The sequence below is a fragment of the Kitasatospora sp. NPDC001660 genome (assembly GCF_053596725.1).
In genome coordinates, this window is the sequence record NZ_JBSFGU010000001.1 from 310,823 (window position 1) to 327,038 (window position 16,216).

9 protein-coding genes are annotated in these 16,216 nt (G+C 75.3%); all 9 read left to right on the forward strand.

Annotated features, from left to right (window positions below):
* The first annotated feature begins 13 nt into the window (after positions 1-13).
* The 9 genes from ACWCXH_RS01285 (at position 14) to ACWCXH_RS01325 (ending at position 16,190) form a co-directional block, all read left to right on the forward strand.
* Complete coding sequence (locus tag ACWCXH_RS01285) at positions 14-862, forward strand: TauD/TfdA dioxygenase family protein (RefSeq protein ID WP_449799227.1); 849 nt, start codon at positions 14-16, stop codon at positions 860-862.
* A 154-nt stretch (positions 863-1,016) separates the two neighbouring features.
* Entirely contained in the window at positions 1,017-1,976 is a 960-nt protein-coding gene (locus ACWCXH_RS01290; protein ID WP_449799228.1) for an iron-containing redox enzyme family protein, read from the forward strand.
* 10 nt (positions 1,977-1,986) lie between these two features.
* The gene (locus ACWCXH_RS01295; protein ID WP_449799229.1) at positions 1,987-2,601 is read left to right on the forward strand and encodes a pyridoxamine 5'-phosphate oxidase family protein; all 615 of its coding nucleotides are present in this window, start codon (positions 1,987-1,989) and stop codon (positions 2,599-2,601) included.
* Positions 2,598-3,275: a cyclase family protein gene (locus tag ACWCXH_RS01300; protein WP_449799230.1), complete on the forward strand. Its 678-nt coding sequence runs from the start codon at positions 2,598-2,600 to the stop codon at positions 3,273-3,275. Before ACWCXH_RS01295 ends, ACWCXH_RS01300 begins: the two co-directional genes overlap by 4 nt.
* Positions 3,276-3,402: 127 nt before the next feature.
* Positions 3,403-3,738 carry a YciI family protein gene (locus tag ACWCXH_RS01305; RefSeq protein ID WP_449799231.1) on the forward strand — a complete coding sequence of 112 codons (336 nt, stop codon included), beginning with the start codon at positions 3,403-3,405 and terminating at the stop codon, positions 3,736-3,738.
* 78 nt (positions 3,739-3,816) lie between these two features.
* Positions 3,817-4,647 (forward strand): phytanoyl-CoA dioxygenase family protein, encoded by an 831-nt coding sequence (locus ACWCXH_RS01310; RefSeq protein ID WP_449799232.1) that lies wholly within the window; start codon positions 3,817-3,819, stop codon positions 4,645-4,647.
* Between the two features lie 157 nt (positions 4,648-4,804).
* On the forward strand, positions 4,805-9,697 hold the full coding sequence (locus ACWCXH_RS01315; RefSeq protein ID WP_449799233.1) for an amino acid adenylation domain-containing protein: 4,893 nt from the start codon (positions 4,805-4,807) through the stop codon (positions 9,695-9,697).
* A complete protein-coding gene (locus ACWCXH_RS01320; protein WP_449799234.1) occupies positions 9,694-13,878 on the forward strand; it encodes a type I polyketide synthase in 4,185 nt (1,394 codons plus the stop codon). Before ACWCXH_RS01315 ends, ACWCXH_RS01320 begins: the two co-directional genes overlap by 4 nt.
* Positions 13,875-16,190: a lantibiotic dehydratase gene (locus ACWCXH_RS01325; protein WP_449799235.1), complete on the forward strand. Its 2,316-nt coding sequence runs from the start codon at positions 13,875-13,877 to the stop codon at positions 16,188-16,190. Before ACWCXH_RS01320 ends, ACWCXH_RS01325 begins: the two co-directional genes overlap by 4 nt.
* Positions 16,191-16,216 lie beyond the last annotated feature (26 nt).

The following is a 16,216-nucleotide window of genomic DNA, read 5'->3' on the forward strand; positions in this document are numbered from 1 at the left end:
AGAGGTGTTTCCCTTGACGTCCTACACACTCGAACCGCTGGGCCCCGTCTTCGGCGCCCGCATCACCGGCATCGACCTGCGCGAGGAGGTCGGCCGGGAGACCGCCGACCGGATCCTCGACGACCTCGTCCGCCACCGCGTCCTGGTCCTGCCGGGCCAGGAGCTGAGCCACGCCGACCACGTCCGCTTCAGCCGCCTTTTCGGCCCGCTGGACGTCTACCCCGTCGCCCGGTACGTCGTGCCGGAGCACCCCGAGGTCCTGAAGATCAGCAACATCTTCGAGGACGGCGAGCCGATCGGCCTCTACGACGGGGACGACCAGGAGGAGTGGCACACCGACTACTCGTGGCGCGAGATCATGAGCCGGGCCTCGCTGCTCTACTCGGCGATCGCCCCGGAGGAGGGCGGCGACACGATCTTCGCGGACAGCACGACGGCCTACGACGAGCTGCCCGAGGAGGTCCGGGAGCGGATCGCCGGCCTGAAGGCCGTCCACTCCATGGCGCACCTGGTCGAGCAGGAGCTCCTCACCAACCCGCACAAGAAGCCGCTCTCCGCCGAGGAGCGCGAGCGCACGCCGGACGTGGCGCAGCCGATCGTGCGCCGCCACCCGGTGACCGGCCGCAGCTCGCTCCTGCTCGGGAGCATGATCATCAGCGGCATCGTGGGGCTCGGCGAGAAGGAGAGCGCCGAGCTGCTGGACGACCTGCACGCGCACGCCACCGCGGAGCGCTACCTCTACCGTCACCACTGGAACGTCGGCGACCTCGTGATCTGGGACAACGACGCGACCATGCACACCCGCACCCCGTGCGACAGCCGTTACCACCACCGGCTGCTCTACCGCACCACGGTGATGTGACGGCCCGTCCGCCGTCGAAAAGCCGCTCGTCCGTTCCGCACGATCGGCGCGAATAAAACACTTCGCAAACGAACCTTGACCGCATTCTGGAAGATGCGGTCAGGCCGACCCGCCCTGGGAGAATTCCCGGGGAGGGAGAACCCAGGAGGAATGCATGTCCGGGGCCATTTCTGAGAGCATCGCGCCGCCGCGCACCGAGGCCGGCGCGGAAATCGCCGCCGCTTTTCCGGCGGCCGGCGCCGAGCCGGACACCGCCGTCCGCCTCGCGCTGATGGAGCGGCTGCACCGCCACTACACGACCTACCTCGGCGGCGCCGAAACGTTCCTGTCGGTGCCGCGGCTCAACGCCGACCCGGTCGTCACCGCCACCGAGGACGCCTGGCTGCGCTGGGAGGACCACCAGGTGGACCCGGCACTGCTGCCGCGCACCGCCGAGGGCCTCGCCGACTGGTTCACCGACCTGCGCTCCCGGCACGTCCAGCCGGCGTTCTGCCGCTACCTCGCCGACGAGGCCACGATCGAGGAGATCGCGCTGTTCTTCCTCGCCGAGGAGCTGGTCGACAGCCGCTTCGACGACCTCGTCGCGCTCGCCCAGATCGGCGCGGCCGGCACCAGCAAGCTCACCATGGCCGAGAACTACTGGGACGAGATGGGCGAGGGCAAACTGGAGCAGATGCACACCCGGCTGTTCGAGCACTCGGCCCGGTACATGCGCGGCCGGCTCGAACTCGGCGGCGTCGACGTCTCCGGCCTCGGCGGCATGGAGGTGTACGAGAACGCCAACCTCGTGCTCATGTACGGGATCCACCGCCATCTGACGCCCCGCCTGCTCGCCGCGATGGGGCTCATGGAGTACACCGCACCGGTGCGCTTCCAGGCGATGGTCGACGGGTGCGCGCGCCTCGGTGTGCCGGACGACGTCATCCTCTACCAGCGCATCCACGTCCACGTGGACGCCGACCACGGCGCCGAGTGGCTGGAGAACGTGCTGGCCCCGCTGGCCCACCACTCCCCCGAGGTGCTGCGCGAGATCGGCATGGGCGCGCTGACCCGGGAGCGGGTGGCCAACGCCTACTACACGAAGGTCTGGCAGCAGATGCGGGCCCTTCGGTGAAGGCAGCGCCGTGAAGCCCGAGGAGTTCTACCACGACGGCAGCCGGTCCCTCCAACGCCGCTTCGGCACCGAGGAGTTGGCGGACCACCTGGCACGCAGGTACGTGCTCGACGAGCTGGAGGAGGCGCACGCCGAGTGGATCCGCGGGGCCGACGCCGTGTACGTCGCGACGCTCGACCCCGACGGCTTCCCCGAGTGCTCGTACAAGGGCGGGCTCCCGGGCTTCGTCCGCGTCCCGGACCTGCGGACGCTGGAGATCCCCAGCTACGACGGCAACGGCATGTACCGCACGCTCGGCAACGCCGCCGCCGCGCGGCGCGTGGGGCTGCTGTTCCTCTTCCCGGCCCTGCGCGCCAAGTTGCGGGTGAACGGCACCTGCGACGTCCTCACCGACGGGGACGCGCTGCGCCCGCACCACGGCGCCGAGGCCGTGCTGCGGGTCGGCGTGACCGCGGTGTTCGAGAACTGCCCGCGCTACCTCCACGACCCGGTGACCGGTGAGCACTCCACGCACTGCCCGCGCCCCGGCCACCGGCCGCCCGACCCCGACTGGAAGCTGAAGCCCGAGTACGACGGGCTGCTGCCGGCCCGCGAACCCATGGATCCAGGAGCTGCCACCCCATGAGCCGACGCACCGTCATCGACCTGTCCCACCCGATCGAGGCCGGCATGACCACCTACCCCGGCCTGCCCGGGCCGGTGATCGCCGACCACATGTCCCGCGCCGACTCCCGCACCCGGTACACCCCGGGCACCGAGTTCCAGATCGGGCGGATCGAGATGGTCGCCAACACCGGCACCTACCTGGACACCCCGTTCCACCGCTACCCGGACGGCGCCGACCTGTCCGGCCTGGACCTCGCGCTGCTCGCCGACGTCCCGGGCGTCCTGGTCGACGCCACCGGCACCGGGCGGGCCGTCGGCCCCGACCTGCTGGAGCGGCACGAGGTCGCCGGGCGGGCAGTGCTGGTGCGCACCGGCTGGGACCGGCACTGGGGGACGGAGAAGTACGGCGACCCCGAACACCCCCACCTCACCGTCGACGCGGTGCACTGGCTGATCGCCGAGGGAGCCGCCCTCGTGGGCATCGACTCGGTCAACATCGACGACATGGCGGACCTCGACCGCCCCGCCCACACCGGTCTGCTCGGCGCCCGGATCCCGATCGTCGAGCACCTCGGCGGCCTGGACCGCCTCCCGGCGAACGGCTTCCGCTTCCACGCCGCCCCGCCGCCCGTGGTCGGCATGGGCAGCTTCCCGATCCGCGCGTACGCCGTCCTCGACCGGCCCGCCGACTGAGCCTCGCGGCCTGTCCATCCGCCGCCGGCCCGTTCGTCGGATTCGCAGAAGGATCCGAAACCGGATCCCGGAAGCCGGACCGCCGCCGGACACCGGCGGCGGACGACCCCGAGCGAGGAGACGGACCATGAAGTACCTGCTGCTGATCTGCGCCGACCAGGACGCCGAGGTCACCCCCGAGGACGACGCGGGCATGGCGGTCGGCACCGCCGACTGGGTCACCGAGATGGACGGGCGCGGCGTGCGGCTGGACGGCAACCGGCTGCGCCCGGCCGGGGACGCCACCTCGGTGCGGGTCCGCGCCGGCGAGGTCGTCGTCAGCGACGGCCCGTTCGCGGACGCCGAGGGCCGGATCGCCGGCTACGACGTCATCGAGTGCGCCGACCTCGACGAGGCGATCGAGGTGGCCGGCAAGCACCCGGTCGCCCGCTTCGGCACCATCGACGTCCGCCCGGTCTGGTAGCCGGGCCCCCTCAGCGGCCCGGGCGTGGCACGCATCCGAACCGATCGCATCCGAGACCCACCGAGAAAGGCCCCCGCGATGACGCACGACACGGCCGCCACGGCCGCCGCACCGCTCGCCCCCGAGCTCCTCGCGCAGTACCACCGGGACGGCTACGTACTCCTGCCGCCCGGCTCGCTGGCCGGGGACCTGCTCGACGTGGCGCTCGACGAGCTCCCGTCGGTCCTCGCCGAGGACAACCCCGGCCGGGTCCTGGAGCGGGACGGCCACACCGTCCGCTCGGTGTACGGCCTGCACCGCACGCACCCCGCGATCGCCGCGCTCACCCGGCGGCCGGCACTGCTCGGCGCCGTCCGCGGCCTGCTCGGCGGCGACGTGTACGTGCACCAGTCGAAGGTGAACATCAAGGCGCCGTTCGCCGGCGACCAGTGGGAGTGGCACCAGGACTACGTCTACTGGCTCACCGGCGACGGCATCCGGCGGCCGGACCTGGTCAACGTCGCCGTGTTCCTCGACGAGGTGACGGAGTTCAACGGGCCGCTCACCTTCGTGCCCGGCTCGCACACCGCCGGGCTGCTGGCCAGCATCGACGCGGACGGCATGCCGCTCGGCTACGAGGACGCACCGGCCTGGGTGGCGACGCTCACCGCCGACGAGAAGTTCCGGGTGCGCCACTCCGTCATCGAGGAACTCGCCCGCGCCAACGGGATGGTGAGCCCCAAGGGGCCCGCCGGGTCGGTGCTGGTGTTCCACCCGAACATCCTGCACTGCTCGGCGGCGAACATCTCGCCGTTCCGCCGGTCGATGCTGATGTTCGTCTACAACAGCGTCGCCAACCGCCCCGAGGTCACCGGCCTGCGGCCGGACTTCCTCGCCGACCCGGAGCCGGTCGCGCTCCAGCCGATCTGACGACCCGCCAGAACAGCACACGGCGATCACTTTCGGCGCAGGGGGGAAACCATGCGGGACGCGGACGAGCAGGTGGGCGCATGAGCCAGCGTAGCGAGCGAATGGTCAGGAGGTGCGGGTTTCGCGAAGCGACCGCCGAGCGTAGCGGGGTGGGCGCATGAGCGGCGGAGCATCGGTGCTGCGCGGGCCACGGGTGCCCCACCAAGCGCCGTACGGCGTCCCGGGGCTGGTCCGCGAACAGCGGACGCGCACCCCGGACGCCGTCGCCTGCTCCGACCCGGGGCGCACCCTCACGTACGCCGAGCTGGACCTGCTCAGCGACGCGTGCGCCGCGGCCGTGCGGGGAGCGACGGGCGGGCGCCGGGGCGCGGTAGCCGTGCGGATGCCCCGGCAGGCCGACCTGCTGGTCGCGCTGCTCGGGGTGCTCAAGGCCGGCTGCCACTACGTCCCGATCGCGACCGACGAGCCCGCCGGGCGGATCGCGGCCATGGTCGCCGCCGTCCGGCCGCTGTGCACGGTGGTGGCGGCCGGGCAGGAGGACCTCGCCCCGGGCGGTGCGCCGGCCGTCACCGTGCCGCGCACGCCGCCCGCCGGGTACGCGCCGCTGCGGGAGGTCGGCCCGCAGGACCCGGTGTACGCCCTGTTCACCTCCGGCTCGACGGGCGCCCCGAAGGCCGTCCTGGTCGGCGCCGCCGCGCTCGCCAACCGCGTCCTGTGGATGGCCGGGCGGTTCGGCCTCGACGGGCGCGACCGCGTCCTCCAGAAGACGCCGAGCACCTTCGACGTCGCCGGGTGGGAGTTCTTCCTGCCCGTCGTCACCGGCGCCCGCTGCGTCTTCCCTCCCGCCGACGCCCACTACGACCCGCAGCTCCTCGCGCGCGCCCTGGCCGACGGGGGCATCACCGTCTGCCACTTCGTGCCGACCATGCTGGAGGCCCAACTGCGTCTGGCGCCCGTCGAACTCCCTTCACTGAGACTGGTGTTCTGCAGCGGTGAGGCGCTGCCACCCGCACTCGCGGTGCGCTTCGCGCAGTGGTCGGGCGCCGAACTGCACAACCTGTACGGGCCGACCGAGGCCGCGATCGACGTCACGCACTGGCCGGTGCCGCGCGGCCTCGCCGCCGACGGGGACGTCCTCATCGGAGCACCGATCGACAACGTCGACCTGCGGGTGGCCGGGGCGGACGGCTCCCTCGTACGTGCGGGCGAACCGGGCGAGTTGTGGATCGGCGGCGTCCAGGTGGCGCTCGGGTACGTGGGCCGGCCCGACCTCACGGACGCGGCGTTCGTGCTGCGGGACGGCCGGCGCTGGTACCGCACCGGGGACCTGGCCCGCGTCGAGAACGGCCGGCTGCGCTACCTCGGCCGGATCGACGCCCAGCTGAAGATCCGCGGCGTGCGGATCGAGCCCGCCGAGGTCGAGGCCGCGCTGACCGCGCACCCGGCGGTCGCGGCCGCGACCGCCGTCGCCGTCCGGCCTCCGGACGGACCCGCCGAACTCGTCGCGGTGGCGATGCGGGCCGACGGCCGCGAGGACGCCGACCACGAGATCCTCGCGCACGTCGCCGGGCGGCTGCCCCGGGCCTTCGTGCCGCGCGCCCTGCGCTGGGTCGACCGGCTGCCCCTCACCTCCTCCGGCAAGGCCGACCGGCGGCGCATCGGCGAGGAGACGGAGCGCTGGTGGGCCGCGGCGGTGACCGGTGGCGACACGGCGGACCAACCGGCCGCCGCCTGGTGGGAGGTGCTCGCCGTCCCGGCCGACGGGCGGCGCGAGGACCTCGGCTTCCTCAGCCTCGGCGGGCACTCGCTCGCCGCCCTCGCCCTGATCGCACGGCTCGCCGAGCTGTACGGCGCGGACGTGCCGCTGTCGCTGTTCCTGCGGGACAACCTCACGCTCGCGGGCCTGCGGAACGTCCTCGCCACCGCACCTCGCGGCGCGCGCCCCCAGGCCGCCCCGGGCCCGTCCGACCGCAGCCCGCTCACCCCCGTGCAGGAACCGCTCTGGCTGCTCAACCGCGCCCTGGCCGACGACTCGGGCAACAACGTCGTCGGCGCGCTGCGGATCCCCGCCGGCGTCGACGACTCCGTCCTCCGGGCCGCCGCGCGGGACGTGATCGGGCGGCACGACCTCCTGCGCGCGGCCGTCGAGGTCACCGACGGCGTCCCCCGGTGGACGTACGCGCCCTCCTGCGAACCCCGGTTGACCGTCCGGGAGGTCGCCGACCCGCTCGACGAGACGGCCGAGCGCGGCTTCGTCGCCGACGTCGCACGGACGGCGATCCCGCTGGACCGGCCGCCGCTGCTCACCCTCGGCCTGCTCCGCGGCAAGGGAGAGGCGCTGCTCGCGCTCTCCCTGCACCACCTGGTGGCCGACCAGCACGCCCTCGAACTCGTCGCCCGGGACCTCGCCGCCGCCTACACCGCCCGCGCACGCGGCCTCGCGCCGCAGTGGCCGCCGGCGCCGAGCTTCGCCGCCTTCGCCCACCGGCGGGCCGCCGTCGTCGGCTCGGACCGCTGGCACGAGGACCTCGCGTACTGGGAGGCGCTCCTGCCCGACGCGCCCGCCCGCACGCCGCTGCCGTTCCGGCTCACCGGCCCGGTCGGCCCCACGCTCGACGGCCGCCGGACCGTCGCCGCGCTCGGCCCGGACCTCACCGCCTCCCTCGACGCCCTCCTCGCCCGCACCGGGCACACCCGGGCCACGTACGTCGTCGCGTGCGTCGCGACCGTCCTCGCCGCGTGGGCGGGCGAGCGGTCCGTCGCCGTGGGCGTGCCGGTCAGCCGGCGGCTGCGCCCCGGGGAGCAGGAGCTCGTCGGACCCGTCCTCAGCACCGTACCGCTGTGGCTGGACGTCGAGGACCGGGACGGGCGGGACGACCTGCTCGGCCACGTGCGCGAGCGGTCGCTGGAGGCGCTCGACCACCTCGCGCCCACGTTCCAGGCCATCGTGCACCGGCTGGGGCTGCCGCCCTCGCCCCGGGACAACCCGCTGTTCCAGGTGTGGGTGAACGACCTCAGCCGGATCGGCCCGGCGCCCGCCTTCGCCGACGCGCCCGCGCGGTGGGTGGACGCGGCGCCGCCGTACGCGCTGTTCGACCTCAACTTCTACGTCCGGCACGATCCGCAGGACGGGCTCCGGCTCGAACTCGTCGGGCGGGACGGGCTGTTCGAGGACGCGGTGGTCGACGAGCTGCTGCGACAGGTGGCCGAGGTCGCGGCCGCGTTCGCGGCGGACCGGGCGCCGTTCGACGCTCCTCCTGCCCCTCCTGCGAACGCGCCCCGGCCGGACGCGCCCGACGTCCTCGCGCGGATACGGCAGGTGGCTTCGTCGCGCCCCGCCGCCGTCGCCGTCCGCTCGCCCCAACTGACGTTCACGTACGCTGAGTTGGTCCGCCGCTGGGAGCACATCGCCGCCACCGTCACCGCTGCCGGCATCGGCCCCGGGGACGTCCTGGAGCTGCGCGCCGGCCGCAACCCCGACCTCGCCGCCGCCTTCCTCGGCGCCCGACAGGCGGGCGCCGCCGTCGCCCTCACCGACGCGCACCTGCCCGCCGCCGCACTCGCCGAACGGCAGGACCTGCTGCGCCCCAGGGCCGTGCTGACCGCCGACGACACCCTCCGGCCCGGCGCCCGGGAGCCGCGCCACCTCCCCGGCATCAGCCACGTCCTGTTCACCTCCGGCACCTCCGGCCGCCCGGCCGCCGTCGCCGTGCCCCCGGACGCACTCGCCGGCACGCTCCACTGGTACCGCCGCTCCTTCGGCCTCGGCCCCGACGACCGCGTCGCCCTGCTCGGCGGCCTCGGCCACGACCCGCTGCTGCGCGACCTCCTCGTCCCGCTGCTCGTCGGCGGCACCGTCGTCGTCCCGCCCGAGTCCGTGTTCACGGCCCCCGACCGGCTGTTCGCGCTGCTGGACGACGAGCGCGTCACCGTCCTGCACGCCACCCCCGCGCTCCTCGAACTGCTCCTCTCCGGCCGCCCCGACGAGGCCCGCCTGCCGCACCTGCGCCTGGTCGTCAGCGGCGGCGCGCCGCTCACCGCGGGCATGGTCCGCGCGCTGCGCGCCGTCACGGCGGCGGCCGTCGTGAACGCGTACGGCGCCACCGAGACGCCCCAACTCGCCTCCGCCTGGCGGCTCGCCGCGGGGCAGGCTCCGCCCGCCGGGCTGCCGGACACGGCCGAACTTCCCGTCGGCACCGGCGCGGGAGCGGCCGAGCTGCTCGTCCTGCGCCCCGACGGAACGCCCGCCCCGATCGGCCACGCCGGGGAGGTCGTCGTCCGCTCCCCGCACCTCGCCGCGGGCTACCTCGACGCCACCGGCCGCGGCGACCGCTTCGACACCGCGGCGGGCACCTACCGCACAGGCGACCGCGGCCGCCGCCACCCGTCCGGCGCCGTCGTCCTGCACGGCCGGCTCGACCGCCAGCTCTCCGTCAACGGCTACCGCCTCGACCCCGAACAGGTCGAGCGCGCGGCCCTCGACCACCCCGCCGTCCGGCACGCCGTCGCCGGCCTCACCACGACCGCCGCCGGGCCCGTGCTGTCGCTCACCGTCCGCACCGCGCCCGGCGCCGCCGCCCCGGACCCGGCCGACCTCCGCTCCCACCTGCGCCGCCGGCTGCCGCGTTACGCCGTGCCCACCGAGCTCCGCTTCGCCACCGGCGCCGCCCCCGGCGGCCGTGCCAAGGCCGCCGGAGCGCCCACGACCGGGAGCACCGCGCACGAGGGCCGAGCCGCCCGACTCGCCGAACTCGTCAGGGAGGTCGTGGGCGTCGACCTCCCGCCGGCCGACAACTTCTTCGACGCCGGGCTCAACTCGATGGCCGTCGTCCGTCTCCACGCCCTGCTGTGCGAACGGCTCGCCACCGCCTTCCCGGTGACCGCGATGTTCGAGCACCCGAACCTCCTCGCGCTGGCCCGCTTCCTCTCCGGCCGTGCTCCGGCCCCACCGCTCCGGGACGGTCCCCCCGCGCCCCGGTCCGCCCAACCGGCCGAGCAGCGGCGGCAGTTGCGCCGACGCATCCGACACGACCTCCAGGGGAACACGTGAACGACCAGAGCAGGTACGAACCCATCGCCGTCGTCGGAATGGCCGGCCGGTTCCCCGGGGCCGTCGACCTCGGCGCGTTCTGGGCCAACCTCCGCGACGGCGTCGGCTCCATCCGCCTCGCCTCCGACGAGGAGCTCGCGGCAGCCGGGGTCCCGGCCCGCGCGCTCGCCGACCCGCGGTACGTCAAGGCCGTCGCGACCGTGCCCGAGATCGACGGCTTCGACGCCGGGTTCTTCGGGCTCACCCCGCGCGAGGCGCGCATCTGCGACCCGCAGATCCGGCTCTTCCTGGAGTGCGCCCACGCCGCCCTGGAGGACGCCGGCTACGACCCCGAACGGCTCGCGGACGTCGGCGTGTTCGGCTCCGCCGGGCGCGGCCGCTACCTCGACCTGGTGCGTCGCAGCGAGGGCCGCGCCGGGAACGGCGGCAGCGGGGGCGACGGCGTCGGCTTGTCGCTGAGCACCTGGAACTCGACGGACTCGCTGGCCCCGCTGGTCTCCTACAAGCTCGGCCTGAACGGCCCGAGCCTCGGCATCGCGACCGCCTGCGCGAGCCCGCTGGTGGGCCTGCACCTGGCCGCCGCGTCGCTGCGCGCGGGCGAGTGCGAGGTGGCGCTGGTCGGCGGGGCGGAGGTCGAACTTCCGCTGGAGCACGGCTACTGGTGGGAGCCCGGCGGGAAGATCAGCCGCGACGGGCACTGCCGCCCGTTCGACGCGGCCGCGACGGGCACGGTGTTCGGCTCGGGCGCCGGGGTGGTCGCGCTCAAGCGGCTCTCCGACGCGCTCGCCGACCGGGACCACATCCGCGCGGTCGTCCGCGGGACGGCCGTCAACAACGACGGCTCCGCCAAGGCCGGGTTCGCCGCGCCGAGCGTCTCCGGCCAGTCGGCGGCGATCGCCGAGGCGATGGTGGCGGCGGAGGTCGAGCCGGGCGACGTCGGCCTCGTGGAGGCGCACGCCTCGGGCACCGTCCTCGGCGACCCGATCGAGGTCGCCGCCCTCACCTCGGCCTACCGCTACCTCGGCGCGACCGGGAGCGGCGCCACCCTGCTCACGTCCGTCAAGGGCAACATCGGGCACCTCGGCCACGCGTCGGGGATCGCCTCGCTCATCAAGGTCGTGCTGACGCTGCAGCACGGGACCGTCCCGCGCACCGTCGGGTTCCGGACGGCCAACCCCGAACTCGGCATCGACGACTCGCCGTTCGAGCTCCCACCCGGGGCGGTGCCGTGGGAACGCCGGGCGCGGCGCCCCCGGGTGGCGGCCGTCAACACGTACGGGGTGGGCGGCACCAACGCCCACGTCGTCGTCGAGGAGGCGCCAGTGCGCGAGCCGTCGACGGCCTCCCCGGCGACAGACCGTCCGCGGATCGTCGTCTGGTCGGCCCGCACGCCCGAGGCGGCGGAGCGCTACCGGGCCCGGCTCACCGGCCACTTCGCCTCCGGCGCACCGGACTTCGCCGCGAGCGCCGCCACCCTCCAGCAGGGCCGCACGCCCCACCCGTACCGCGGCGCGGTGGTCGCGGCGGGCGCGCGCGAGGCGGCCGATCTGCTGGCGGCGGCGGGCGGCCCCGCCACCGGGCCGTCGGGGAGCCGCATCGCGCTGCTCTTCCCCGGCATGGGGACGCAGCACACCGGCATGGCGCTCGACCTCTACGACCGCTCCCCCGCCTACGCCCGCGCCTTCGACGAGTGCCTGGACCTCTTCGAGGCCGAGGGCGTGCCGCTGCGCCGGCTGTGGCGGGACGCCGACACCGGGCGGATCGACGATCCCGACGTCGCCCCGCCGCTGCTGTTCGCCGTGGAGCACGCACTGGCGCAGGCCTGGCACGCGTGGGGTGTGCGCCCCGGCGCCGTCCTCGGGCACAGCCTCGGCGAGCTCGCGGCGGCTGCGGCCGCGGGCGTGCTGACGGCCGAGGACGCCGTACGGGCCGTGGTCGCGCGGTCGCGGGCGCTGACCGCCACGCCGGCCGGTGCCATGCTCGCCGTCGCGGCGGCGGAGGCCGAGGTCGCGCCGCTGCTGCCGGACGGCGTGCACGTGTCGGTCGTCAACGGCCCGCGCATGGTGGTGGTCGCCGGACCGGCGGACGCCGTCGCGCGGGCGGGCGCCGAGCTGCGGCGGGCGGGGATGAACGTCCGCCCGGTCCCGTTCAGCCGCGCCTCGCACGTGCCGCTCGCCGCCCCGGCGGTGGAGCCGTTCGAGGAGGCCCTGCGCGGGCTGCGGCTCTCCGCGCCCGTCCTCGATCTGTACTCCTCGGCGAGCGGCGGGCTCGTGAGCGATGCCGATGCCACCGATCCGGCCTTCTGGGCGCGGCAGTTGGCGCGGCCCGTGCGGTTCGCGGACGCGGTGGCGGCGCTCGCCGGCCGGGACGGACGGCAGCTGCTGATCGAGTGCGGACCGGGCCGGGCGCTCACCTCGGCCCTGCGCCAGCACCCGGCCGTGGACGCCGAGCGCCACCGGGTCCTGCCGACCCTGGCGCAGCGCAGGACCGAGCCGCTGGCCGACGTGCACGCGGCACTCACCGCGATCGCCGGCGTGTGGACCGAGGGGCACGCGATCGACTGGGCGGCCGTCGAGGACCTCTCGGACGCGGGCCGCGTGCCCGTGCCCGGGTACCCGTACGAGCGCCGGCGGTACTGGGCCGACGTCGCTGCGCAGGACGCACCCGAGGACGCCGTCACGGACTCGCCCTTCACCCTCCCCAGCTGGCGCGAACAGCCCCGTTCCGCGGGCACGTCGAAGGCGCCCGCCCGCACGGCCGTCGCCGCGCTCCCGGCCGACGAGGCGGCGGCCCGCCGGGTCACCGCGGCGCTGCGCGAAGCCGGACTGCGGGTCGTCCCGCTCACGCCGGGCGAGGCGTACGAGGACCGCGAGGTCGGCTTCGTCGTCCGGGAGGGCGAACCGCAGGACCTCGCCCGTGCCTTCCGCACCCTGCGCGAGCGCGGTGTGACGCCCGGCCTGCTCGTCCACGCCGGCAGCCTCGGACGGCCCGAGGACGCGGACCTGGCCGAGCAGTTGGCGGCCGGCCACACCCCCGCCGCCGAACTGCTGCGCCAGGCCGCCGACGGCCCCGCGACCGAACTCGTCATCCTCACCGAGCACGCCGTGGACGTCGGCGGCCACGACCCGCTGCGGCCGGGCCATGCCGCGCTCACCGCCCTGGCGCAGCCGTCCAGGGCCCGCCTGATCGACCTCGGCGGTTCCGTCCCCGACCGCGAGCTCGCCGCCGAACTCCGCACCGGTGCCGACCCGTTGGTCGCCCTGCGCGGCACCCGCCGCTGGATCCCGACCGAACACCCCCTCGCCGTCGCGCCCGTCGAGAGCCCCGCCCTCCGCCCCGCCGGCACCTACCTGATCACCGGAGGCACCGGCCGCCTCGGCGCCCAGGTGGCCAGGCTGCTGGCCGCCACCGGACTGCGTCCCACCCTCGTCCTCCTCGGCCGCGAGGCGGCGGAACGGCCGGACCTGGTCGCCGAGCTGGAGTCCCTGGGCGCCACCGTCGAGCCGGCCGCCGGTGACGTCACGGACCACCAGGCGCTCACCGCCCTCCTCGACGACGTCGCCCGCCGCCACGGCCCCGTCCACGGCGTCCTCCACCTGGCCGGCCCCGCACCGGACGCCACCGCCGCGGACGCCTTCGGCCCCCGGGCGTTCGGCCTCCTGACCCTCGCCCGCGCCTTCGCCGGCCGCCCGCCGCTCGACCTGTTCGTGACCGTCACCCGGAACGGACCGGACGCCGCCGACGCCGTCCTCGCCGCCCTCACGGCCACCGGAGCCCCTCCCGCGACCCGCACGCTCGTCGTCTCCACCCCCCAACCCGCCGACACGGCCCTCCTTCTGGAGCTGCTGAACGCCCAGACCCCGAGTCGCGTGACGATCCGTCAGATCGGTCAGATCGGCGCCCGCAGTGCCGAACCGGTCGCCCAGGCCGCCGGGCCCGCCCCGACCGACCGCGCCGCCACCACCTCCCGCCTGCGCGAGCTGTGGACGGGCCTCCTGGGCTGGCCCGAGATCGCCGACGACGCGGACTTCTTCGACATCGGCGGCAACTCCCTCACCGCGGTCGAGCTGGTCTCCCACATCCACGACCAGTTCGGCGTGGACCTCGGCATCGCCGCCCTCTTCGACTACCCCACCCTGGACGCCCTCGCGGCCCAGATCGACCGGAAGAAGGCCGGATGACCAGACCCGACGGGCACCACCTCGTCCCGCTGAGAGCCACCGGCTGGTCCGTGTGGCGCGACGTCGTCCTGCGCAGCACCGGTTTCCCCGCCGACACCGTGCTGCCGCTCACCGACCCGGCGCTCGCGGCGGCCGCGGACGCCGACGACCCGGACGCCTACCGCGCCGAGTACGCGCAGGCCTCCGAGCGCCTGTCCGCCGCCGTGCGCGAGGCGTCGGGGACGCCGCGCTTCCGGGAGGCCGTCGCCTGGCAGAACCCGAAGCTCCTGAAGCTGTGCCTGGACAAGCTCGCGGCCGGCGAGCCGCGCAACGTCCGGGGGCGCAACCACGAGCTGGCGGTGGCGGGTTACCTCCAGCGGTACGCGCTGAAGAACGACACCATCGGCTTCGTCGGCCCGGTCGGCTGGGCCCGGTGGACGGACGACGGCGCGCCGCTCGCCTCCCGCGTCGGCCCGGACTTCCTGGCCCGCCGCACGGTCTACTTCGAGATATGGGCGGTCGACGCCGTCGCCCAGGCCCTCTCGGCCGACCCGCGCATCCGCCCCTGGCTGGCGCCGCGCCGGTTCGCCGCGCACCACCTCGCGGGCTCCACCCTGCTCGTCCCCGGCCGTCCGCCGGTCCAGCTCACGCCCGCCGAGGCCGAGTTGCTCGCGCTCGTCGACGGGGTCCGCACGCTCCCCGAGCTCGCGGACGAGCTGGCCTGGTCCGAGTTCCCCGAACTCGGCGATCCCGCGGGCCTCCTGGCCGCCGTCGAAGGCCTGGTCGCACGCCGGCTGATCCGGCACGACCTCGTCGGCACGATCGAGGCCCACCCCGAGCGCGCGCTCGTCGCCCGCCTGGAGCGGATCGCCGACCCGCAGGCACGGGCGTACGCGCTCGGCGTCGTGGCCAGGTTCACGGGCGCCCGGGACGAGGTCGCGGCCGCCGCGGGCGACGACGCGGCGCTGGAGGCGGCGATGGCCAGGCTCGGCGCGTGCTTCGAGGAGATCACGGGCGTCGCCGGCGAGCGCCGCGCGGGCCAGACGTACGCCGGGCGGACGCTCGTCTACGAGGACACCGTCCGCGACGTGCGGGTCGACCTCGGCCCGGCGCTGCGCGACGCGCTCGCGGGGCCGCTGGCGCTGCTCCTGGACAGCGGGCGGTGGCTGGTCGCGGAGGTGGGCCAGGAGTTCGACCGCTACCTGACCGACATCTACGAGCGCCGGGTCGCGCAGCACGGCGACCCGCAGGTGCCGCTGGCCGCGATCCTGAGCCTCGCGACGCCGCAGCTGTACTTCAACATCCGGGGCCTGTCGAAGCCGGCCCGCCGCGCCGTCGACGAGTTCCAGCGCCGGTGGGCGGACGTGCTGCGGCTGCCCCCGGACGCGAAGCGCGTCGACCTGCGCAGCGAGGACATCGCCGGGCGGGTGGCCGAGTTGTTCCCCGCGCGCCCGCTGCCGTGGCCGACCGCGGTGCACCACTCGCCGGACTTCATGCTCGCCGCCGCGGACGAGGAGGCGGTCGGGCGCGGGGACTTCCTGCTCGTCCTCGGCGAACTGCACCTGTCGTTCAACACGATGGAGAGCCGGGTCTTCGTCGAACAGCACGACGACCCGCCGTCGATGCTCGCGGCCGCCGAGGCGGACATGCGCGGGAGCCGGATCTACGGGATCATGAACCGGGACGTGCCGGGCGTGAGCTCGCGCGTGTCGCCGCCGTCGGCGCTGCTCTCGCCCGACTACACGTACTGGACGATGCACCCCGAGGCGGTGACGCCGCCGGGCCCGATCATGCCGGCGGCCGCGCTGTTCGTGCGCCGGGAGGGCGAGCGGCTCGTGGTCCGCTCGCGCGCCGGGGCGTTCGAGGCCCCGCTGGCGCACGTCGTCGGCGAGCCGCTCGCGGCCGCGGCGATCAACGCGTTCAAGCCGGTCGCGCGGGCCCGCCACAACCCGCGCATCACCGTGGACCGCCTGGTGGTGGCCCGCGAGTCGTGGACCTTCCCGGCCGCCGAACTCGCCTGGGCCGCCGTGCGCTCCGAGCCCGACCGCTTCCGCGCCGCCCGGCGCTGGCGGCTCGAACACGGCCTGCCCGAGCGTGCGTTCTACAAGGTCCCGGTGGAGGACAAGCCCGCGTTCGTCGACTTCACCAGCCTGGTGCTGGTCAACATCCTGGCCAAGGCCGTGCGCCGGTCCGTGGAGGAGGAGAACGGCTCCGTGACACTCACCGAGATGCTGCCGGACGGGGACGAGCTCTGGCTCCGGGACGCGCAGGGGGCGCGGTACACCTCGGAGTTCCGCGTCCTCGCGGTCGACGGGCTCGCCCGCGACCTGTGACGGGCGGGGTGTCCATCCGGGCCGTC